Origin of the sequence: Weissella tructae (assembly GCF_000732905.1) — a bacterium.
In the GTDB taxonomy this organism is placed as follows: domain Bacteria; phylum Bacillota; class Bacilli; order Lactobacillales; family Lactobacillaceae; genus Weissella; species Weissella tructae.
This window is the reverse complement of record NZ_CP007588.1, coordinates 333,103-356,585: the sequence shown is the minus strand read 5'-3', so window position 1 is coordinate 356,585 and position 23,483 is coordinate 333,103. Positions and strand designations below refer to the sequence as shown.

Genomic DNA, 23,483 nt, shown 5'->3' with positions numbered 1-23,483 from the left:
ACCCGTTTTTGCGACAATAGTCGCCTCAACAGTTTTATTCAAATGATTTCTTTACTGATAAGTAGCTAGCGTTACTATCTTAGGCTCACACCAATCCCTAAGTCGCTTTTTAGAATACTATCTACCGTTTGGTTAAAGAACTACATATAGAAGAATAACGAATTATTAATCTTTATTCAAGAAGTTTTCTTGATTTTCTTCTAAATCAGGGAAGATAACCATTGTTTCTGTTTGATCTTCTTCCACTGGAACAGCTACAGGTTCAGCAACAACAGTTGCTTCAGCTTCGTAAACTGGTGTTTCTACTTCTTCAGGAACAATCGCAATACTTGCATGACGTCCCTTAGTTTGGAATTCAGCCCAGTCCTTTGATGATAACATCTCTTGTACATTTGCCATCAAAGATGAAACGTGTACCTTGAAGGCCGCCATTTCATTTTCTAGACCGTCATGGTGCTTAACCAATTCTTCGTTAGACGCTTGGCTTTCAGTTAGCAAAGCATTTGCCTTAACGTTAGCTTCCATCACAATCTTTTGCGCTTCGATTTGCGCTTGTTGCAAAGTTGCCTCTGCTTCTGCTTCAGTTTGACGCTTCAAACGTTCAGCAGCTTCTTGCGCAATCAAGATAGAAGAATTAACAGATTGCTTCATTTCTTCAACTTGTGCATAGTTTTGATCTGCATCACTTACGCGAGTACGCAAGTTGTTGTTTTCTTGTTGCATTTCTTCTAATTGAATCGCCAATTGGTCTAAGAAGTCAGTTACTTCAGACTTGTCGTACCATTTATTTGAACGTTCTGTAAATTGTTTTGCGTGAATTTCTTGTGGGGTGATCATCGTAACTTACTCCTCTACTTTTGAATAACAGCTATCGTCAAACGATGCTTTTCTTTTTTGGTGATACCATTGTTCTGCGTAATTCGGACTCGCCCATACCCACGGACAGATAATAAGTCATCTGTCGCAATTGTAAAGTCAGCTTGGGTGATTTCAGTCCAGTTAACTTTGACTAGCCCGCGTTCAATAAGTTCCTTAGCCTGTGTACGCGACAAACGATATGCTTGGGCAACAACTGTGTCTAATCGTAATGACGTTACCGTCACATCTGATTCGACCCAATCTTGAACCAACGTAATCGCTTGTTCTGCTGATACTGGCTTAAGTTTAACTTTGTTACGGCCCATACGCGTCAAATCTTGTTGCACAAACGGTGCAATATGATTTGATACTGCAATTTGCCAACGTTGATTATCATCAACAACGATATCGCCAAAGCTTTCCCTTTTTAGTCCGCTATGAACCATTGCACCTAAAATAGTGCGATGTTGTAAGGTCGCAAATTTTTGTGAATACTCAAGTTCTAATAATGTCATCTCAAAGTCATCAGGTGATGACACATAATAATCAGGCATAATCAACACCCGTTGACTTTCTGCGTGATTAAATATGCCTTGAGATTCAATTTTAAGTTCCTCTTGCCTGTTGACTAATGTGGTGAGAATGTAACGTTGGCGAGGATTTAGAAAAGGCGTCAGGATGGGGCGATATTCTTTACTCGCTTGATTCACCCATCCCTGAGATTGATTCACAAAAGCTGCTTCACTTGGTCGAAAATGTTGCTTGAGATCATCCATAAAGAACCATCCGAGCAATATTTACCAATCCTGATTGCGCCGCTTGCAATAACAAGATTGCCACAAGAGGTGAAAAATCAAGCATCCCAATTGTTGGCAAAATACGACGGATTGGATCCACAATCAGCCCAGCAATACGTCCCAGTAATTGCCCAAAGCCTGATTGTTGTCCACCAGGTAACCAAGACAACAACGCCCAAACAATGATAATAATTTGAAATGCTTGTAGTACTAAGCTCAAGACATAAAATATCATACCCATTGGTGTTGTTTCTCCTTATGTTTATTGACCTTGATTTTGCGAAATAGATCCCGTAATTTCAAAATTGTGTGGTGTTGCTAGAAAAATTTGTTCTCCAACACGTTCTACCATACCGTCAACTGCAAATGCAGCCCCAGCTATGTAGTCCAATACACGTAGTTGATTACGTTCATCGATACCACCAAAGTTAACAATCACCGCTTCTCCTTGCAGGATTTGTGTAGCGATTGTTTGTGCATCAGCGTATGTTCGAGGTTCGTAAAGCGCAATTTTTGATGGAGCAAAACGGTTACCGTCCATGCTGATGACATTCCGTTGCACTTTCTTACTACGCGTAACGGGTTCCTTTACATCAGCATTTTCAATATTGTCAGAACCATCTTGCTCGATGATTTCTTCGTCATATTCATCCGCTGGGATGAACAATTCTTTAATATTAAATGCCATATTTATTTACCTACTTTTCGTTACGCTTGTTCCAGTTGAAGTATGGTGGTTGTTCCAATTCTTCTTCGCCTGCAGACACAACAGGTTGTGCTGGTGCTACTGGTGCAGGTGCTTGTTCTGGGGCAACAGGTTGTTCAGGTGTTACGTTTCCGTTTCCCTTGTTCAACATGTTCCAGTTTTCAAATGGATCAGCCACATTGTTAGTTGCTTGACGTGTTTCTTCTACAACTGGTTGAACAGGTGCAGCTGGTTGTTCAGCTACTTGTTCAAAAGGGCTTGGTGTAGCAGTAGCTCCCAAGTTGATTTCTGGACGAACTGGTTGCTTCTTAGGCTTGTCGATACCAGTTGCAATAACTGTTACCACCAATTCGCCTTCAACATCCATGTCAATTGTTGTTCCGAAGATAATGTCAACATCTGTTCCTGCTGCTTGCGCAATGGCTTCAGATGCTTCTTGTGCTTCGAACAATGACATGTCCATACCACCCTTAATTGAAAGCAAGACATTACTTGCCCCTTCAATCTTAGCTTCTAGCAATGGAGATGCAATTGCTTGCTTAGTAGCTTCAGCCGCACGGTTTTCACCGCTGGCACTACCAATTCCAAGAAGGGCACTTCCTTGATCAGCCATAGCAGTCTTAACGTCCGCAAAGTCCAAGTTAATGATTCCAGGCTTTGTAATCAAGTCTGAAATACCGGCAACTCCTTGCAACAAGACATCGTCAACCATACGGAAGGCTTCCATGATAGGCGCCTTCTTATCAACGATTTCCAACAAGTTGTTGTTTGACACAACGATCAATGTGTCGACGTTTTCCTTCAACTTAGCCAAACCTTCAGCAGCAGACTTACCACGCTTTGGTCCTTCAAATGAGAATGGACGTGTCACAACACCAATTGTTAACGCACCTGATTCCTTAGCAATTTGAGCAATAACAGGGGCGGCACCAGTTCCAGTTCCTCCACCCATTCCTGCTGTAACAAAGACCATGTCTGCGCCAGCAAGTGCTTCTGCAATTTCAGTTTCACTTTCCTTTGCCGCAACTTCCCCTACTTCGGGCTTTGCTCCGGCACCAAGACCACGGGTTGCTTTTGTCCCGATTTGAATCTTAATTTCTGCAGCTGAACTTTCTAATGCTTGTGCATCAGTGTTTGCTACGATAAAGTCCACACCTTCCACATCAGCGTTGACCATTTGGTTAACGGCGTTTCCACCACCACCACCAACACCAATCACCTTGATTGTTGCACCATATTCTTGGCTTGCGCCTGTATCCATTTGGAAATCCATACTGAGCTCCTCGTTTTTTTACATGTTAATCAAAAAAGTCTTTTAAGAAGTTTACTGCGCGAGCGCTTTTTTTCTCGTCTTCAATTTGATTATTCGTATCTATTTCATCATCTTCAATTATCGTCTCACGTTCGATGGCCGGACGTGTTGTACGCGTTTCTTGCTTTGGTTCAAAGAATGCTTTCTTCTCAGCCTTGAACGGCGCTCCTAATTGGGGCTTTCCAACCACATAAAGCGGCAGACCATACAAAGCTTGTTTCACAATCAACTGTACTGGTGTTTGTAATGCAGCATATTGAACAACTGCCCACACACCTGACATACCCGGATGACGAAGTCCAATGTCATCAGGGGCGAATTCACGCGCCTTCATGTCAAACACTGCACTAACAGCATCTGGCATTCCTCGAAGCGTTGCTGTGCCACCAATTAAGGTCACACCACCAGGAACTGATAATGCATCAGCTTCTGCCAACGGTTCTTGAAGTTTCGTTAGAATTTGCATTGTACGTGCTTCAACGATTTCTGCTAAATGCTTTTCAGAGATACGCTCTGGTTCATCTTCACCAACTTTTTGAATCATCACTTGATTCTCACCGTTAGCATGATCAACCAATGCAACTCCAGCATCTAACTTCAGCATATCCGCATCGTACCCGCCGATTGATAACACCGTACTAATATCACGCGTAATGTTATCTCCACCAGCAGGAAATGTCGTTATGAATTTGGTCATGCGATCTTGAATGACGGTTGCGGTTGTTTGACCCGCACCCATATCAAGTAAGATTGTGCCAAATTCTTGCTCAGCATCACTTAGAATTGTTTTACCTTCCGCAACAGGTGTCAAAACCATGTCACGTACATTCAAACCAGCTTTTTCAATTGCCATACGCAAGTTACGTACTAAGTTACGTGGTGCAGTATATACGGTTGCTCGCATTCCCAGGCGCATCCCAACCATATCGTTTGGATCTTGAATACCATCAAAATCATCCACGATAAATTCTTCTGGTAACATTTCAATCACTTCGCGATCGTGACTAACTTGTCCCTTCAAAGATTCTTGTACTACTGCGGCAACATCATGATAAGAGATATGTTGGCTTTCCTCAACGGTTACCGTCCCTTCAACATGACTCATTTGAATATCTTTTGCCGGTAATAACGCAATCACATCTGTTACGGCTTCATTTGCTTGTTCATTTACTTGAGCCACTGCTTGTCGAATGTCGTTTGCAGTTGAATCAATATCAACAACGACACCTTTATTCACACCATGTGAAACAGAACGACCTACTGCGATAATATTCGCTTGTTGATCGCGGACATCTGCAGCCAGAACTTTTACTGTGTTGGTCCCAACATCGAGCCCAACAATCATCCCATGATTGGCCATGTGTCCCCTCCTTTTTACATACTCACCATTAGTCCATTCGAAAATAAAACTTTCTCTATGATGATACCATACTTAACCTTGATTTCACTAGGTTTTATGCACAAATAATAAGATTAAAAAATGGATTATTAATAGGGTTTTGCATATGCTCCTACTTGTAAATCAATCACACCATTTTTCTTTAATTGTGTTGCCATTCCTGGATAATATTTAAACTTCTTTTCAAAATTTTCAGCATTCGCAAAAACTTGATTCCCATCGTTCATTACAAAGATTAAACGGCTACTATTTTCACTTGTTGGTGACCAGATAACTTCCGAAACAGCCTGACGTAATGCTAATGATAACGTTCCAAACGACTCTAAGACATTATCTAACTGCTCATCTGATTTAAATCCTGAGTACACAGGGAAATTTTCAGCAGGCCATTTTTTAGCATCCTCAGTTAATCGGGTACCGTCAGCTAACAATGGCACATACATATCTTTTTCTTTGATATATCCCACACTCGGAATTTCAGTTACTTTTACTTCCAAAACAGTCGGTGACTTCAAAGTGAATTTCACATTTTGAATTTGCGGATCAAATTGATGCGCTTTTTTAGCCAACGCTCTTTCTTCCGTCAACAAAAGAAGTGACGATTGTCCTTTATCTAATTCTAATTTATCCAACAACTGCGCCGTGGGAACTTCTTGATTCCCTTTGACTTTATACGTTGAAACAGAACCCCAAGGCGAGACCAAAAAGCCTAATAGTCCCGCAACGACTAATAGACCTGCAATTGTCATCACGCCTTGTTGCTCCATTGTATCTAGAACAGGAATCGAGAATTGACGTTTCGATTTGGTACTGTCGTCCATCTCCTTTAGTTCCGCTGGTGTTGCCACGTGTAGTGTTTCTCCATCGTCACTATAAAAAGTACGCAGTGTCTTTACCAGACGTTCACGCCATGATAGCTTTTCCGCACTGTCAGTATGTACGATAGCCGTCTTCTTATTACTTTGGCTATCATGCTCCTCTGTTAGGCGGTCTTCTTCGGCTAATAGTTGATTCAGATGATCTTGAATATGCGCGGTTTTACTTTGTTCTTGTGCTTCATCTTTTTCTTTCGTCATAAAGATTCCCTCCTAACGTCGGAATTTTCTATGTTACATTACGCTTGATAATCAATAATGGTTGATTCAATCAAATCTGCGAATTGATCAGCTGCATCAGGAACACCCAACTTTTTAGCTTGTTCAGCCATCGTTTGACGTGTTGTGACGTTAGACATAATGTCATCAATCGCCCCAAACAATGTCGCACCCACTAATTCTGGTTCTGTAATCATTGTGGCTGCACCTGCTTGAACCAAGCTTTGTGCATTCTTTGTTTGATGATCATTTGTTACGTATGGACTTGGAATTAGCACCATTGGCTTTCCAAGCGCTGTTTGTTCGGCCAAACTTGTCGCCCCCGCACGTCCAACGACCAAATCTACCTCTGGCATTAGCGCTGGCATGTTATTGATGTATGGCACAATCGCAACGTTGGCTGGAATAGTTACATCTTGTTCTGTAATAGCCGCTTGCACTTCATCAAAACGCTTTGATCCAGTTGCAAACACAACTTGATAGTCACGACCTGTAAATTCCTTGGCTGCTTCTACCATTGCATTATTTAACTTCAATGCTCCTTGTGACCCACCAAAAATAAGTACCGTTGGAACATCTGCTGATAGTCCCAAGTCTTGCCAATCGAACTCACCACCTGATTCAACAACTTCTTGTGCACGTGGGTTTCCCACAACAGAAGCTTGGTTTTCTTTAAACGCAGGCATAGCCGCTGGAAAGGCAACCCCAACCTTCGTTGCTTTACGTGCTAAGAATTTATTGGTTACCCCAACAACAGAATTTTGTTCATGAATAACCGTTGGAATCTTCAACGTTTGTGCGGCATACAAAACAGGACCAGACACATAACCACCTGTACCAATCACAACATCTGGCTTAAAGTCACGTAACATCTTACGAACCTTTTTTGTTCCGGCTAAGAACAAGTTGATTGTCTTAAAATTATCAAAAATCGCAGAACGATTAAATCCTTGAATTTCAATTGCTTCAAAGTCTACACCTGCGGCAGGAACAATATCCTTTTCAAGACCACGTTGGCCACCAATGTACAGAACTTCTAACTCTGGGTCACGTTCTTGCATCTTCTTAATTGTTGCTAATGCCGGATAGATATGACCACCGGTTCCACCACCTGATACCACAATTCGCATAATTTTCCCTCTCTAGTTTGTGTATGTTTTTACCGCATCGATGAATAAATCACCACGGATTTCAAAGTTTGTATATTGATCCCATGATGCCGCTGCTGGTGAAAGTAAGATAACATCCCCTGATGCACTTGTTTCAAATGCTAACGGCGTTGCTGTTTTCACGTCGGCTGTTTTCACAACCGGAATGTTACAAGCCTCTGCAACAGCCACCAATTGGTCGGCTGTTTCACCAAATACAATCATTTGCTTCACTTTGTCCTTCAACACAGGAGCCAAACGCATTAGGTCATCCCCGCGATCAAGACCACCGGCTAACAATACGACTGGTTGATTAAATCCAGATAAGGCACTTTCAGTCGCCTCAATGTCTGTTGCTTTTGAATCATTGAAGACAAGACGGTCGTTAAATACGCCGACTTTTTGTAATCGGTGGGCAACCCCACCAAAGTTCTTTAATGCCGTGACGATGTTCTCGTTTGGTACACCACGTAATTTCCCAACAGCAATCGCAATCAGTGCATTTTCAATATTGTGATCACCCGGTACGCCAATTTCATCAGCTGACATAATACGTTCTTCACGGAAGTAAAGGTCACCCTCTAATTGATATGCTCCAGCTTGCGTCATGTTCAAACGACTGAATGGTACAATCTCTGCTTTTGTTTCTTGTACCATTGCGGCCCATTCTGGTCGGTCATAATTCATAACCAAGAAATCGTTGGCCGTTTGATGCATGGTGATATTCATTTTAGCCGCAACATAGCCTTCACGATCTCCATGAAAGTCTAAGTGTGATGCAAAAATATTGGTAATCACCGCAATATTCGGTTGGGCATTTGGCATCGCCATTAATTGAAATGAAGATAGCTCTGTTATCAACGTATCATCAGCTGATAACGTGGCAGCTAATTCACTTACAGGTGTACCAATGTTTCCCGCTACTTTAACTGGATGCTTCGCATCCGCCACTGATTCAAGTACACTGGCAACCATTTTTGTAGCAGTTGTCTTCCCATTTGATCCAGTCAACGCAATCCAAGGTCCTTTGATATACGCTTGGGCGCGAGTTACTTCTACTTCAATCGGAATATCTCGTGCCATCGCAGTTTTCAAAATTGGAATACCATAGGGAATTCCTGGGTTTTTCACAATAACATCAATATCTGTTAACAGATCATCGCTTTGATCTTGCGTAAACACAACACCCGCTTCAATCAACTTCTGGACTTTCTCATCATTTAAATCTAATTTAGGATCCGATACAATGACGTCCGCCCCTTCAGCCTTTAATAAAGTCGCAGCTGCTGCCCCTGATCGGGCAAAACCAATAACTAATGCTTTCATAACAATATATATCCTTTCTCCGAGTGTTGTTGATATATGTACGGGCCTATTTACCCGTGTGTAGATTGACGATTCCCATGCAATCAATCCGATTAAACTATGTATGGGGCCACGCCCCAGATGTATGTCTTAATTAAAGAAAATGAAGTAAGCTGCGGCTCCTAGCAATCCCATTGCCCAGAAGAAAGTATCAACTTGCCATTCATTCCATGGCTTGTCTGTGTTACCAGTCAAACCACCCTTTTCAAATCCGTGATGAATAGGTGTCATTAGGAAGACACGCTTACCACGTAGCTTGAAACTTCCAACTTGAATAATGACAGACAGTGTATCGATGAAGAAAACAATTCCAATTAGCAACAATGACCATTCAACGTGCAAAACAATAGCATTTAATGCTAGTCCGGCTCCCAACGCTAGTGAACCTGTATCACCCATGAAAATAGATGCTGGATAGTGATTGTAGATGAAGAAACCAATAAGCGCTCCAACCATCAATGCATCCAATAGCATCATTGATGTGTTACCTGCTTGCATCGCAATAATCAAGTATGCGAAGTATGCAATGATACTTGCCCCAGTTGCCAATCCATCAAGACCGTCTGTTAGGTTGGTCGCATTTGACCAACCGACTAACCAGACAATCACAAATAGTGTATAGATAACCACGCTTTGAATGGGTTCTAGACCAAATGGCATTGGCCAACTAAATTCAAAGTTATTGGCGTACAAAATACCAACCGCCAAAATGGCTGCGATGATTTCTACGCTCAACTTAGGAAGGAAACGTAATCCCTCATCACGACTGTTAAAGACCTTCACGCTGTCATCAATGGCACCGACAATGGCGTATAAGACGATTCCACTTAGTGTCGCCCATGCAGTTGCATCATAAGATTGTGTAAACAATCCGATAATCATGTAACCCAAAACAACGACAGCAATAAATGCGACACCACCCATTGTTGGTGTTCCAGCCTTGGCCGCATGATCTGGACCAAATTCCCCAGAACGCATGACTAATTGCTCAACCTTTTTCTTCTTGAAGTAATCACGTACAATCGGCACCAAAATGGCAGTGGCGATGATACCTACAACTAAACCAATCATCCAAACAAACATTATTAACTCCTCTATTTTGCCTTATGGCATTTTTAATTCTACTGTTATGCCTTTAGTACTTTTATCTAACTTAGCATCAACATCGACTGATTGACTTTGAACAAAACCTTGTCCCTTCACTTTCACTTCGACGTTGGCTAACTTCCCCCATGCCAAGACGTCACTGTTTGACCATCCAGTCATATCAGGCATAGTTATTATATCACCATCCGTTACAACAAATACGCGCTGGGCAGCTAAGGACTTACGTCCACTTGGGGTGTCTTGTTTTTTAATGGTTGATCCATTTCCAATGACAATTGGTTCTAACCCAAGCTTCTTTAATTTCTTAGTCGCTTCTTTCGTTGCCATATTTGTGACATCTGGCATTGCGAATTCTTGGTCTTCACTCACAATGATCTTGTTGTCATCTTCAGACATCGTTAATGCACGTTGCATAACCGGTGTAAAGACGTCTGCAATATACTTATTTATATTGCCTCCATTTTTAGCTGGTTTTTTAACCACCACATACATCAAATAACGTGGCTTATCTGCCGGCGCCATTCCCATCCATGAATGAATTTCGTTTGTCGTGTCTCCTGGTGTGCTATATCCACTTGATGTCGCAATTTGCGCCGTTCCTGACTTACCAGATGTACGGACATCTGGTATGGCAAATTCCTTACCTGTTCCAGCCGGAGAATAGATAACTTCTTCTAACTGCTTTCGTGTTTCTTTAGCTGTTTTCTCGCTGATTGGCTTATCAACAACTTCACGCTTAGCCTCAAACAAGACGTCACCTTTTTCAGAATCCACAATTTTATCAATAAATTGTGGCTTGATCATTTCTCCATTACCCGCAATCGCAGAATAAGCTTGCATCATTTGGATTTGCGTCACTGAGATAGCTTGTCCAAATGCTGTACTTGCTTGTTCAATTGGGTATTTATATTGAATATTTCCAACTTGTTCGGTCTTTAATCCTGATTTTGTAGAGGCAAGGAAATGGAATTTATCAATGTATGAACGCCATACATCAGGTCCCATGTTCTCAACAGACTTAGCCATCGCAACGTTGGATGATCGTGCTAATCCTTCACTGTATGAAATTTTCCCCCAACCTTTACCTTCATTCCAATCATTCACCACTTTGTCACCGATACGCAAACGACCTGAGGCAAAGACATCATTCGGCTTCCAAGTACCATTTTCAATTGCTGAAGCAACCATCACACCCTTCATAACAGATCCAGGTTCATATGGTGATTCCACAAATTCGTTTGACCATAAGTCTCCAACACCTTTACCCGTTTCTGGGTTGTAACTTGGACGTTGGGCTTGTGCCACAATCTTTCCAGTTTGTGTATCCATCACGATTGCTGTCGCTGAATAAGGTTTTGTCTCCTTGGCTAGGGTATCCATCTGACCTTCTAATAACTTTTGTAGATTACTATTTAAAGTTGTGTAGATATCGTGTCCACTCTCAGCAGATGTATTACGCAAGGCAACTTCTTCATTTTTTGGCATGTTGGTTGTCTTGATACCATCAATACCAGACAAAGCATTATCCCAACTGGCTTCGATTCCCATCGTTCCACGTAATTGATTAACACCTGTTTTTTCGTCTTCTTGACGTTGCGCAATACCAATCAAATCAGACGCAAAGTATCCATTCGGGTAGAAACGAACCAAATTATTCAAGAAATCAATTCCAGGTATTTCTTGTTTTTTCAATTCTTTATATTTGGATGCATTCAAGTTTTGACCACGAACACCAAATTGAACCTGACTCAGCTCATTCTTACGACCATCCCGAAGGATGTCTTCGTAATCTTTCGCCTTACCACCTAATGTCTTAGCTAGTTTCTTCGCCACATCCTTATCATTCTCTGGTGCAATGTATCGCTTTGTACCATCCAAAGCAACTTGTCGCTCGTCAATCACACCAATGACTGTGTAGGCCGTCGAATTTTCAGCAATAACATTCCCATCAGCATCATAAATCGTTCCACGTCGTGCACGATCGATGTTCTGATTTTGATACAGTTGCTGTGTTGCGGTATCTAATTTATGCCCACGCACGTCTTTTGTAATCGAAACATAAGAAAAACGGGCACCCAAAACAATTAGCACCAGCAACATAGCTAACACGAGAATTCTCCCCGCGTTACGACTGTTTCGATCTAATTGGCTTTTGAGTGTCCGTTTTTTATCTGCCATTTACTTTACATTCCTAACATTATTGTTCTGCATTGATAGGCCATACTTCTTGGCAATTTTGTCTAGTCGACCTGGACTAGATAAATCATTAATTTCTTGTTTCAAATCGTTATTTTCGTTTTCAACTTTAGTGTATTGTGCAGTCGTCACTGACAATGCATTGTTAGCCGCTGCGGCTCTGTCTGCCATAGAAATAACTAATAACATCATACAAAGAATGGTTAGACCAACTGCGCCTACCATTACCTTGTCAATCAAATTCCACTTTGGCACAGCGTACTTACGGTGCACTTGTCGCTTCTGCACTGGGCGGGACTTTGTGGTTGGATTCGTTTTATATTGTGGGATCGCAGCCATAGTCTGTTCCTTTCTTTGTGTTCAACAGTTTTTATTTTTAACGCAAGCGTTCAATGACACGCAACTTCGCTGAGTGCGCACGATGATTTTGTTCCATTTCAACTTCACCAGGCAAAATCGGCTTACGTGATACTAGTTTGAAATCCGGTTGTAGTTCATCCGGAATAATTGGCAGTCCTGCTGGCAATTCTGGAATTGTTGTCTTTTCTTTAAACATCGTCTTGACCAAACGATCTTCCAAAGAATGGAAAGTAATCACAGCAATGCGACCACCAACGTTCAGAATATCCAACGCTTGTTGTAGAGAATCTTCAACAACACCCAATTCATCGTTAACCGCAATACGAATTGCTTGGAAACTCTTTTTAGCAGGATGTCCACCCGTACGACGGGCAGGCGCTGGAATTGCTGACTTCACAACTTCAACCAATTCAAATGTTGTTTCAATCGGTGCAATTTCACGTTGACGTTCAATAGCACGTGCAATTTGCTTCGCAAATTTTTCTTCACCATATCGGCTCAGAATACGTAATAGTTCATGGAATGACCATTCGTTCACAACAGTACGAGCATTTAGTTCTTGGCTTTGGTTCATACGCATATCCAATGGCGCATCATAGTTATATGAAAAACCACGTTGTCCATCGTCAAATTGTGGAGATGAAACACCTAAGTCATAAACAATTCCATCAATACCCGTTACGCCTTGTTCAGCTAAATCTACAGCTAAATTACGGAAATTATCTTGAATAAACGCAATCTTTCCTTCCGCTAATTCAGTTGCCAAATTTTCTTCGTTATAACGAATTGCGGTAATGTCTTGATCAAAGCTCCAAAGCTTTCCAGTTGTTAGCTTACTTGCCAACAATCCTGAGTGTCCACCACCACCTAATGTCGCATCTACATACGTCCCATCAGGTTGTACATCTAAATTATCAATCGCCTCATGCAATAAGACTGTTGTGTGGTCAAATTCTGCCATTTGTTTACCTTTTTACCTTTTATATTGAAAGTGAGTTAAAACTCTAATCCATCAAGACTATCCGCAACAGCGTCAAAATTATCTGCTGTCATATCTTCATAATCTTGCCAACGCTGTGAACTCCAAATTTCAAAAGAATCTTCACCCAATCCAAAGATTGTCGCTTCTTTTTCAATCTCAGCATATTGACGCAATGTTTGCGCTAAGTTAATACGCCCTTGCTTATCAAATTCCACTTCTTGTGCCCCACCCAACACGAAACGCTTAAACTGACGCGCTTGTGCATTTGTTTCTGGCAACTTACGAAGCTTTGCTGAAAATTCAATCCAGCCTTCTTGTGTGTAAGCACGTAATGAATGATCCATCCAGCGTGTCACAACAAAAGAATCACCAAGTTGGTTACGGAATTTAGCTGGAATAATGAGACGATTTTTCGTGTCTATTGTATGTTGATACGTTCCCATAAACATCGCTCATTACCTCCCTTCTAAATTCCTTCGATAGTTAGATCCCAATGCTACTCTTTCTCATGTTTCAATAGTAATAATTTACCACATTCCTCCACTTTCTACCACTTTCTACCACCCTCCCCCACCACTCTCCACTTACCTTATTAAAGAGAGTGGATAAGAAAGCCCGTCATATAGGCATTTCTCAATATTCCTTAACAATTATTAAGATTTTCTTTAGAGTTTAATTTTTTGGTAATTTTGGTTAAAACGCCTATGCCATACGGATTATTAATCGTTTTACCGCCTCTATCCATAAGCTAGCATGAATAGAAATCATATATTTTATTAAATTATTACGTTATATATTGCGCGCACACTAAAAAAAGACGCCATCTTTCGATAGCGTCTTCGAATTATTTTATTTTTCTAATTCCAACACATAACTAACTGCACTTAGAATGTACAGTGGTGCTGTTTCTGCACGTAAAATACGTGGTCCTAATCCTGCAGGCTTAAAATCTAACGTTTGCAATTGAACTAATTCTTCTGGTGATAAACCACCTTCCGGACCAACCATTGCTGTCAGATGCATACCTGGTTGCATTGCTTGCAGCGTTTGTACCAATTGTCCTTTTTCGCCTTGTTTCGCACTTTCTTCCCACGCCACAATACGCTCACCCGCAGGTAAATCCAATGCTTTAATACTTGGTGCGTACGTCACTTCCGGAATGTGCAAACGATGGCTTTGCTCAGCGGCAGCTTGCGCAATTTTATTTAAACGAGCCAGCTTTTTATCAACTTTCATTCCCCAACGAACGACTGACCATGCTGTCTCTACGAAAATGATATTTGTCACACCCAACTCTGTCGCTTTTTGTACAACCAATTCAGGTTTGTCACCTTTTGTTAGTCCTAATACTAGCGTCGTTGCAATCGGCAATTCTACATCGCTTTGACGTTCTGACAGAATCTCCATCGTCGTTTCATCACCGTCAATTTCAATCACTTGTGCCACAACAACACGTTGGCGATCTGGTAACACAAACTCGGCTTGAGATTCTAATTCACCACGCAATACCGTCATAAAATGATGCGCAATATCAGCTGGTAAGACAAATGTTTTCGCATCTGGTTCTTCTGTCAAAAAGTAACGTTGCATATTAGTCCTCCACCACACGACGTGCTACGACACCAAACCATGGTCCTGCTTGCATAACTTCATCAATCGTGTAGTCTTGTTCAATCAACAATGCTTTAATTGCTTCAATCTTGTCTTCATAAATTCCTGACAATAACAGCGTTCCGCCCGGAACTAATACATCTGGTAATGTTGGAATCAACGGGAATAGTACTTCTGACAACATGTTAGCGATAACTAGATTAAAGTCACCTGCGTCAACGTCTTTCAAAAGGTCACTTACTTGCACATCAATATCAGATGCAACTGGGTTCAAATCAAGATTTCCTTGTGCAGAACGCACAGCAACTTCATCAATGTCTGTTCCCAGCACATAGTCTGCTCCTAAGTGTTTAGCGGCAATTGCCAAAACCCCTGACCCTGTTCCAACGTCCAAGACACGTTCTCCACCACGCATAACAAACGTCAAAGCTTGTAGCATCAAGCGCGTTGTTGGGTGAGTTCCTGTTCCAAACGCTAGACCTGGATCAAGCATAATCAACTTTTCGTCTTGGTTTGTAACTTCGTATTTTTCCCACTTAGGCACAACAGTTAAATCACGGGTAATACGTACGGGATGGTAGTACTTTTGCCATTCTGTCGCCCAGTCTTCATCTTTGACATCGGCCATTTGAACAGTTCCTGGTAATGGATCTAAACCAAAGTCTTTTAGCCCCAATACTTTCACACGTAATTCATCTAGCATTTCACGCACTTGAATATTACCAGGGAAAAATCCAGATACAATCGCACCACTTTCGATACGGTCTAGCTTATCCCATTCGACCCAAACAGTATCATCAGCAGGAACGTAATTGTCCTTATCTGCTGCATCTTCAATTTGAATCCCTTCAGCGCCAGCTTCCATCAAAATATTACTAATCGCTTCAACTGATTCTGATTGCGTTGTCACTGTGACTTCTTGCCAATTCATACTTGTCATCCTCTTTTTCAATTCGTTTAATTATTACTATCTTAGCATGAATCTACGATATAAAAAAACCACCTAACCAAAGTTAGGTGGTTTCTTTATTAACTAGATATTAATCGGCTAATTAGATAGTTACGATTGTCATCAAGTTAGTTGTTCCTGAAGTTGTGACAGGGATACCGGCAGTCACGATGATAGTGTCTCCCTTTTCTGCCAATCCAGCTTCAACAACAGTCTTCTTTGCTGATTCGATCATTTCGTCAGTAGTTGCAACTGGTTGTGTAACAACCGGTTGAACACCCCAGTAAATTGTCAATGAACGTTGTACTTCTTCGCTAAATGTCATAGCCAAGATGTCAGCGTTTGGACGGTACTTTGAGATCAACTTTGCAGTGTAACCTGAGTTAGTAGCCGCAACAATTGCCTTGATGTCCAATGAGTTAGCTGCGTTTGCAACTGAAGCTGCAACTGATTCTGTGATGTTAACGATATCGAAATCATCTGAGTGACGTCCATTAACTACCAAAGCTGATTCAGCCTTTTCGTTAATACGAGCCATAGTTGCTACGGCTTCAACTGGGTATGCACCGTTAGCTGATTCACCAGAAAGCATAGTTGCGTCAGTTCCGTCAAATACGGCGTTGGCAACGTCAGAAGCTTCGGCACGTGTAGGACGTGGGTTTTCTTGCATTGAGTCCAACATGTCTGTTGCAGTGATAACTGGCTTTCCAGCCTTGTTCATCATGCGGATCAACTTCTTTTGTACCAATGGCACATTTTCTGCTGGAATTTCAACACCCATGTCTCCACGAGCAATCATCAAACCATCAGAGACTTCCAAGATTTCAGCGAAGTTATCGATACCTTCTTGTGATTCAATCTTAGGGAAGATCATTACTTCTTCCTTACCAGCTTCCTTCAACAAAGCACGGATGTCCAAAACGTCCGCAGCCTTACGTACAAATGAAGCGGCAATGTATTGAATACCATTGTCCAAACCGAAACGAATGTCTTCTGCATCCTTTTCAGTAATACCAGGCAAGTTGATTGACACACCAGGTGCGTTAACACCCTTACGTGAACCAAGCCAACCGTGGTTTTGAACTTCAGTAATCAATTCGCGAGTTGCGTCATCCTTTTCAGTGATGACCATGTCCAACTTACCGTCGTCAAACAATACGTGTCCACCGATTTGAACGTCATCGAACAAACCTGCGTAAGTTACGGCAACCTTTTCCTTAGTTCCTTCAAGTGAAGAATCCATTGAAATACGTACGATATCACCAATGTTGAATTCAATCTTCCCTGTTTCTTGAACAGTTGTACGAATTTCGGCACCCTTAGTATCCAACAAGATACCAACAGTCTTACCAGTCATGTTTTCAGCTTCGTGGACCGCGTTCATACGTCCTAGGTGTTCTTCGTGATCACCGTGTGAAAAGTTCATACGCGCAACGTTTGCACCAGCTTGAACAAGCTTAGCAATCGTTTCGACATCTGAACTGGCAGGACCAAGGGTTGCAACAATTTTCGTCTTTTTCATCTTTGAAAAATCTCCTTTTTGGTTCAATTTCTAGCATTAACTAAGACTTATTGTACACCAGTTCGAAACGTTTTAATACAAGGAAATACAGGTTTTTTCCAATGTAACCCCTTACATGTTTTTTTCATCTAAAATACAAAAATAAAAACATCTTTTCCTAAGAAAAGATGTCTTATTTTTTTATTTTTCGTCGTTTATTTGAAATGGACGCGCATCTGTCATCAAATCAACTTCCATCAAAGGACGAATCTTTGTGCGGTGCTTCACTTTATATCCAAAATATAACGCTAAGAAAATCGGAATAGCCGCATATGTTGTAATAATGGCTTGCCAATTCCATTCCGTAATTGATCCCTGGAAAGACGCAACATCTTGTCCCAAGACAATAATAACTGACATAACAAGCGCTAAAATAGGTCCTACTGGGAACCACTTAGCATGATAGTGTAATTCTGAGATGTCATGTCCTTGTGCTTTAAAGGCACGACGGAAACGATAATCGGCAATTGCAATCCCAATCCATGTAATAAATCCGGTTAATCCAGACGCTGCAACTAAGTATAGGTAAACATTTTCACCCACAACACTCGTCAGAAATACCAAGAAACTAACCAAGATTGTGACAATTAACGCATTCACTGGAATACGCCCTTTACCACTCAATTTCCCGAAGAACTTTGGTGCTGTTCCTTCACGTGACATTGAATACAACATACGTGATGATGTATACAAACCTGAGTTCGCAGCAGACAACACTGATGTCAAGATAACAGCATTCATTACTGAAGCAGCACTCGCAAGTCCTGCACGTTCAAATACTAAGGTAAATGGTGACACGGCAATATTACTTTCACTCGCATTAAGCAATGATGGGTCTTTATAGTAGATAACTGCGCCAATCACAAAGATTGATAGAATGTAGAATAGTAAAATACGCCAAAATACTTGCTTAATTGCTTTGGGTACTGATGTTTCTGGTGTTTCTGATTCACCCGCTGTAATTCCAACGAATTCTGTTCCTTGGAATGAAAAACCAGCGACCATCAACACGGCCAGGATTCCATTCCAGCCATTTACAAAACCACCATTTCCAGCGCTCAAATTGTGAGCAACGTCAGGCTTGTATGTCATGATTCCTAGAATCATTGCAAATCCCACTGCTAAGAATACCAAAACCGCGATAACTTTAATCATAGCCATTAAGAATTCAGCTTCACCAAATGCTTTGGTAGATAGTAGATTAATTGAAATAATTAATACCATAACTGCCACAGACCAAATAATTGTTGGTACATCTGGGAACCAATAACGCATAACCACTCCGACCGTCGCTGCTTCAACAGCCACTGTAACGGTCCAATTCAACCAAAAATTCCATCCCATCGCAAATCCAAATGCAGGATCAACAAATCGATCCGCATAAGTTGAGAATGATCCAGAAACAGGCATGTATGTGGCCATTTCTCCAAGACTTGTCATCAAGAAGTACACCATCAATCCAGTGATAGCGTATGCTGCAAGCGCACCCAGTGGTCCGGCTTGCGAGATTGTTGCGCCAGATGCCACGAACAATCCTGTTCCAATTGTTCCACCCAATGCAATCATTGATAAGTGACGCGTCTTCAATGTACGCTTCAGCTCACCGGTATTTGCTTCATTTTCCATCTTTTTTCCTCCATAACATGAGGCCCCGTCACAATAAGCTAATAAAAAACCCTTAGTTTATACAAAAGCGCATAAACTAAGGGGTTTAGTCCTATAGAATATCATTGATAGCGCTCCGCAATTCCTTGCGACAATCCAACCACTGTTAATGTCTGGACCAACAACCAACATTGCCATGTTGTTATTTCGGCAATCTTCCCTTTCATCAATCGCTTTACCTGCCGGTTTGATTGATTACTCTTGTTGACTGCAACCTCTATTCATTTTATTTACATAACCGAATATAGCATGTATATCTAACTCAAGTCAACCTTAACCAATTGCACCATAAATCATACCTACCACTAAAATTGCCAAAACAAGTCCTGTAATAAGAACATATGTTGTATCTTTGGCATGCAAGAAATAGATAATTGAACTTACCACTCGTAAAACTGGTGTCAAAATCAAGCAGAACAATCCCATCATCATCCATGCTGTTCCGTTCAACGATAACATGGCTTGATATATATCAACTAAATTAGTTGGTACCGCAGTAGCTGGTGTCATAAAGAACAGCGCTAATCCTATAATCATAATAGTCATTGAAATTCCCACACCAATACGCATAATAATCGCGATGCGTTGTTCCATGATTTGAAGTGAATTTTCTGTCTGTTCCATATTAAGCACCTGTTATTCCTTTCATAATTAGCTGTATGGCCATAATTAAAACAACTGGAATAAAGATATATCGTAGTAACTTAGCTGGCAAATATTGCATAATACGTGCGCCTAATGCTGCTCCAGCTACCACACCTACTGCAATCGGTACCGCAATAAGTGGTTGCAACATCCCGTTGAAGAAATAGACCAACGCTGATGCGGAAGCCGTAACCCCCATCATAACGTTAGACGTTGCTGATGATGGCTTAAGCGGCATTTTCATAACACCATCCATAGCCATCACTTTGAACGCACCTGACCCAATTCCCAATAATCCAGATGCAATTCCAGCACCAAACATCACACTTGATCCTCCAGGAACATTTTCCAGTGTATATGATATTTGCTTTTGTTGTTGCTTATCGTAATATGATCCATTTAGCTGTAACTTCGTTGCTAATGGATCTGCTTCTTCTGCCGCTACATCTGCTTTGGGATTACGTACTTTATTCACCATGTTCCATACTTGGAACAGTAACAAGCCACCAAATAAGAAGAACAACCAGTTAGCTTTCATATATCCTGATAATATCGCACCAATTAAAGCACCTACTGTTGTAAAAATTTCTAAAAACATCGCGACTCTTAAATTAACAATATCGTCCTTCAAAAAAGCAATTGCTGATCCAGAACTTGTTGCAATCACCGCAATAATACTTGCACCAATTGCATATTTAATATCAACGCCTAAAAACACCGTTAATATTGGCGTCACAATCATTCCACCACCTAATCCTAATAACGCACCAAAAATCCCGGCCGCAATCCCTGTTATTAGCATAATTATAAGTTGATCCATTGTTCATAATCCCCCAAAAGTATTTAAGAAACTCTGTATTTTTGATTATACGCCTCTTATATGGTTTACACTAAACATAATCACTTATTTTTATAGGAGTTGTGTATGTTAATCCAGAACTTAAAAACACAAAAATGGTTACTTGGTATTAGTTCCTTTGGGTTCCTAAGCCTATTGTTGATGAAACTCTTCCATAACACATGGTTAAGTTTATTGGACACTGTAACCATCCAATTAGCACCCAAAATGCTACCTAACTATCTGCGTATTCCGTTTAATCTTTTCTATAGCTTTAACACAGGTTTTTTAGTATTCGCCGTCTTGTTTCTATTCATCTTCTTCTTTTGGGGATTTAAATTTAAAATTCCAGCTGCATGGGTCGGATTTACTAGTATCGGTGGTGCAATTATCCTTCTAATTTTTAACTTAATGCTAAATGGCGTTACTCACCAAACGTTCCCAGCACATGCAGCATTTTGGGTAACGCTTATTTATTCATTTTGGGTGATTTTTGTACAGCCAGAATTAACAACATTACGTCGTCGATGGCATTGGTCTATCGCAACACTTTGTCTTATCATCTGGGGCTCAACTATGCTGTACAGTCTTTTCCAACCTGGCCTAGCTTTTAGTAGTATTTTAGCTGGTTGGTTTTTAGCTATAATATGGCTAGAAGCTTGCGAAATACTCTACGTCCGCTATGCTCACATTGCTAGTAAGATGCCCATTTTTCATAATTCTTGGTACTAACCACAAACTTATTTCAAATCATAAAAAATAGGCGACTAGCATCAGAATCATTCTGATGATTAGTCGCCTATTTATTTTTAATCGCACCGTCGCTAATTTTTCACATTAATTGCGCTTAACGACGACGGAAATATGTGCCTAATGTTGTTAATAGTGTTGCAAATCCAACTGCAATAATACCAACATTTGTCTTACCAGTACCAGTTTCTGGCAATTCTTGTGCTACTGATGGTGTTTCTTTTCCAGTCTTTACAGACGGATGATTCTTTTCACCTGATGTTGTTTTACCCTTTTCATCATTTCCTTGGCCAATGAAAGGCGTTGGCTTTGATGATTTCGGGTCTTCTAATCCTGGTTCTTCTGTCTCTGTTGCAACTTCAGCATCTGGATCCTTTTCTTCAGGAATCTCTTCAACTTCTTCTTCACCCGGAATTTCTTCCACGGTTTCTTCGTTAGGGTTTACTTCAATCACTGGTGGTTCTGTGATTTCTGGCTTTTCTTCTAACTTAGGTTCTTCTGTTTCAGTTGCGTTATCTTCCTTTGGTTCTTCAACCTCTGGCATCTCTTCAACTTCTTCTTCACCCGGAATTTCTTCTACGTTTTCTTCGTTAGGCTTTACTTCAACCGTTGGTGGTTCTGTCACTTCTGGCTTTTCTTCTAACTTAGGTTCTTCCGTTTCAGTTGCGTTATCTTCCTTTGGTTCTTCTTCCTTAGGGAATTCTTCAACTTCTTCTTCATCTGGAAGTTTTTCCACGTTTTCTTCGTTAGGCTTAACTTCAACTGTCGGTGGTTCGGTTACTTCTGGCTTATGTAAATGATTTTCTTCTTCACTTGGATTTCCAGTTTCATAGTCTGGTTCCTTAGGTAAAGGTGTTGTTGTTTCATCAGGATTATGTTCTTCATTTTCAGTTTCATGATCCGGCTTTAACAACGGTGGGTTTTGTGCCCCTTGTAACAAATTATGTACTTCGAATCCACCATCTTGTGTCAAATTATTAATAAATAGTTGACCATTAAGTGATCCACCCTTTGTGGTCATAGTTGCCTTTGGAGCATACATGTCTCCAATAATTCCATAACCATTGGCTTGTATAGTTTCTACTTCTGGGAACAACCAAACAATCTTTCCCGCCAGCATACGCATTGTTGCGTTTCCCGCATCTTTATTTGGTGCCCCTGTATTAACAACACCATTATTGTAAACAATTGAACCTCCTGGTCCAAAAGTAACGTTTTTAGCCGTTGTCTTTACAATAATACGATTGTAATCTGTCAACGCACGACCTGCTACTTTTTCCGGTAGCCAAATGTCTTTCAATTGGACATCATCTCCAGAAATGTTTACAACCACGACATCCTTGTCTTCTTTTGATACTTCTAATTCAAAGCCAGGCTTTGCTTTAACATCAGCCCCCATTTTTGAAAAAGCTGCTTGTCGTTGATACATTTGTGATTCCAATGTTGCAAAGAAATTATCCATTTCATCATTATTGAAAGTCAATGCAGTATTGTCGCGGTCACTAACGCGATTCTTTAAATCGACACTTTCACGTGTGACAAATCCATTTCCTTCCATAACAGGCATGCTTGTTGTTTGGATATTCATGTTACCACCTAGCACCAAACTAGGTGTAAATGTTGGTAACTTAGGATCTCCAACTACAACATTATCAAATCCACTAGCTGCGGCTCCAAATGTGAATCCTCCCTTGACGATTACATCCCCTTTAACAGCTGCAGCACCTTCAATATCGGCTGTATGAACAGTGTGATTACCTAAAATAATGGCATTGTAGTTCGTTGCAACACGAGAAACTTGTTCCTTCGTGAACTTCCCCTTCGGCTTATGGTGATCACCATGAATATGATGATTATCATGTGGACGAGCTAATGTTGTTTGGTCATCTGCTTTAGCGGTTGTGGCTAGAACCATCGTACTTGCTAGCGCACTCATAATTAGCATATGACTCTTTAAAAGATTTTTATAATGCATAAATTGCATCCCCCTTTTTTATAATTTCTAAGACAAGAGCCTATAATACTACATATACCAATTCGACACAACTTAAAGTAAGTAATATTATGCCTATACACACATAATGAAAAACACCCTTTAGACCAATGTGAAATTAATCACTTTATCTAAAGGGTGTTTTCT

At 40.9% G+C, this 23,483-nt stretch carries 22 protein-coding genes, 1 pseudogene and 1 riboswitch; of the genes and pseudogenes, 1 reads left to right on the top strand and 22 read right to left on the bottom strand.

Features of this window, described 5'->3' with window-relative positions; genetic code table 11:
• Positions 1-165: 165 nt before the first annotated feature.
• From WS08_RS01795 to WS08_RS01700, 21 genes and pseudogenes are all read right to left on the bottom strand, one after another.
• The gene (locus WS08_RS01795; RefSeq protein WP_009495839.1) at positions 166-837 is read right to left on the bottom strand and encodes a DivIVA domain-containing protein; all 672 of its coding nucleotides are present in this window, start codon (positions 835-837) and stop codon (positions 166-168) included.
• 14 nt (positions 838-851) lie between these two features.
• The gene (locus tag WS08_RS01790) at positions 852-1,412 is read right to left on the bottom strand and encodes a YlmH family RNA-binding protein (RefSeq protein ID WP_009495837.1); all 561 of its coding nucleotides are present in this window, start codon (positions 1,410-1,412) and stop codon (positions 852-854) included.
• 6 nt (positions 1,413-1,418) lie between these two features.
• Positions 1,419-1,634, bottom strand: a pseudogene (locus WS08_RS07010) (YlmH family RNA-binding protein); the annotation flags it as partial.
• Positions 1,627-1,896: a YggT family protein gene (locus WS08_RS01785; RefSeq protein ID WP_009495836.1), complete on the bottom strand. Its 270-nt coding sequence runs from the start codon at positions 1,894-1,896 to the stop codon at positions 1,627-1,629. The pseudogene WS08_RS07010 and the gene WS08_RS01785, both read right to left, overlap by 8 nt.
• Positions 1,897-1,917: 21 nt before the next feature.
• Positions 1,918-2,343: a cell division protein SepF gene (locus WS08_RS01780; RefSeq protein WP_038566625.1), complete on the bottom strand. Its 426-nt coding sequence runs from the start codon at positions 2,341-2,343 to the stop codon at positions 1,918-1,920.
• A gap of 10 nt (positions 2,344-2,353) precedes the next feature.
• On the bottom strand, positions 2,354-3,634 hold the full coding sequence (gene ftsZ, locus WS08_RS01775) for a cell division protein FtsZ (protein ID WP_009495832.1): 1,281 nt from the start codon (positions 3,632-3,634) through the stop codon (positions 2,354-2,356).
• Positions 3,635-3,659: 25 nt separating this feature from the next.
• Entirely contained in the window at positions 3,660-5,033 is a 1,374-nt protein-coding gene (gene ftsA, locus WS08_RS01770) for a cell division protein FtsA (protein ID WP_009495830.1), read from the bottom strand.
• Between the two features lie 128 nt (positions 5,034-5,161).
• Positions 5,162-6,148 carry a cell division protein FtsQ/DivIB gene (locus tag WS08_RS01765; RefSeq protein ID WP_009495828.1) on the bottom strand — a complete coding sequence of 329 codons (987 nt, stop codon included), beginning with the start codon at positions 6,146-6,148 and terminating at the stop codon, positions 5,162-5,164.
• Between the two features lie 38 nt (positions 6,149-6,186).
• Entirely contained in the window at positions 6,187-7,296 is a 1,110-nt protein-coding gene (gene murG / locus WS08_RS01760; protein ID WP_009495826.1) for an undecaprenyldiphospho-muramoylpentapeptide beta-N-acetylglucosaminyltransferase, read from the bottom strand.
• A 12-nt stretch (positions 7,297-7,308) separates the two neighbouring features.
• The gene (gene murD / locus WS08_RS01755; protein WP_009495824.1) at positions 7,309-8,640 is read right to left on the bottom strand and encodes a UDP-N-acetylmuramoyl-L-alanine--D-glutamate ligase; all 1,332 of its coding nucleotides are present in this window, start codon (positions 8,638-8,640) and stop codon (positions 7,309-7,311) included.
• A 129-nt stretch (positions 8,641-8,769) separates the two neighbouring features.
• Complete coding sequence (mraY, locus tag WS08_RS01750) at positions 8,770-9,762, bottom strand: phospho-N-acetylmuramoyl-pentapeptide-transferase (RefSeq protein WP_009495822.1); 993 nt, start codon at positions 9,760-9,762, stop codon at positions 8,770-8,772.
• Positions 9,763-9,783: 21 nt separating this feature from the next.
• Positions 9,784-11,886 carry a penicillin-binding protein gene (locus tag WS08_RS01745; RefSeq protein WP_241761917.1) on the bottom strand — a complete coding sequence of 701 codons (2,103 nt, stop codon included), beginning with the start codon at positions 11,884-11,886 and terminating at the stop codon, positions 9,784-9,786.
• Between the two features lie 78 nt (positions 11,887-11,964).
• Positions 11,965-12,321, bottom strand: a complete 357-nt coding sequence (ftsL, locus tag WS08_RS01740) for a cell division protein FtsL (RefSeq protein WP_009495818.1) — start codon at positions 12,319-12,321, stop codon at positions 11,965-11,967.
• A gap of 37 nt (positions 12,322-12,358) precedes the next feature.
• Positions 12,359-13,303, bottom strand: a complete 945-nt coding sequence (rsmH, locus tag WS08_RS01735) for a 16S rRNA (cytosine(1402)-N(4))-methyltransferase RsmH (RefSeq protein ID WP_009495816.1) — start codon at positions 13,301-13,303, stop codon at positions 12,359-12,361.
• Between the two features lie 35 nt (positions 13,304-13,338).
• Positions 13,339-13,773: a division/cell wall cluster transcriptional repressor MraZ gene (gene mraZ / locus WS08_RS01730; protein ID WP_009495814.1), complete on the bottom strand. Its 435-nt coding sequence runs from the start codon at positions 13,771-13,773 to the stop codon at positions 13,339-13,341.
• Between the two features lie 400 nt (positions 13,774-14,173).
• Entirely contained in the window at positions 14,174-14,914 is a 741-nt protein-coding gene (locus WS08_RS01725; protein ID WP_009495812.1) for an RsmE family RNA methyltransferase, read from the bottom strand.
• Position 14,915: 1 nt separating this feature from the next.
• The gene (gene prmA / locus WS08_RS01720; protein ID WP_009495810.1) at positions 14,916-15,866 is read right to left on the bottom strand and encodes a 50S ribosomal protein L11 methyltransferase; all 951 of its coding nucleotides are present in this window, start codon (positions 15,864-15,866) and stop codon (positions 14,916-14,918) included.
• A gap of 121 nt (positions 15,867-15,987) precedes the next feature.
• Entirely contained in the window at positions 15,988-17,406 is a 1,419-nt protein-coding gene (pyk, locus tag WS08_RS01715) for a pyruvate kinase (protein ID WP_009495808.1), read from the bottom strand.
• Between the two features lie 180 nt (positions 17,407-17,586).
• Positions 17,587-19,071, bottom strand: coding sequence for an amino acid permease (locus WS08_RS01710; protein ID WP_009495806.1), 1,485 nt, complete (start codon positions 19,069-19,071; stop codon positions 17,587-17,589).
• A gap of 100 nt (positions 19,072-19,171) precedes the next feature.
• Positions 19,172-19,338: riboswitch (Lysine riboswitch) on the bottom strand.
• 45 nt (positions 19,339-19,383) lie between these two features.
• Positions 19,384-19,734 carry a DUF1634 domain-containing protein gene (locus WS08_RS01705; protein WP_009495804.1) on the bottom strand — a complete coding sequence of 117 codons (351 nt, stop codon included), beginning with the start codon at positions 19,732-19,734 and terminating at the stop codon, positions 19,384-19,386.
• 1 nt (position 19,735) lies between these two features.
• Positions 19,736-20,575, bottom strand: a complete 840-nt coding sequence (locus tag WS08_RS01700) for a sulfite exporter TauE/SafE family protein (RefSeq protein ID WP_009495802.1) — start codon at positions 20,573-20,575, stop codon at positions 19,736-19,738.
• Positions 20,576-20,680: 105 nt separating this feature from the next.
• Here WS08_RS01700 and WS08_RS01695 point away from each other — a divergent pair, with 105 nt between their 5' ends.
• Positions 20,681-21,325 carry a hypothetical protein gene (locus tag WS08_RS01695; RefSeq protein ID WP_009495800.1) on the top strand — a complete coding sequence of 215 codons (645 nt, stop codon included), beginning with the start codon at positions 20,681-20,683 and terminating at the stop codon, positions 21,323-21,325.
• 115 nt (positions 21,326-21,440) lie between these two features.
• Here the strand turns inward: WS08_RS01695 and WS08_RS06740 are convergent, their stop codons facing one another.
• The gene (locus tag WS08_RS06740) at positions 21,441-23,318 is read right to left on the bottom strand and encodes a collagen-binding domain-containing protein (RefSeq protein WP_051747829.1); all 1,878 of its coding nucleotides are present in this window, start codon (positions 23,316-23,318) and stop codon (positions 21,441-21,443) included.
• Between the last annotated feature and the right edge of the window lie 165 nt (positions 23,319-23,483).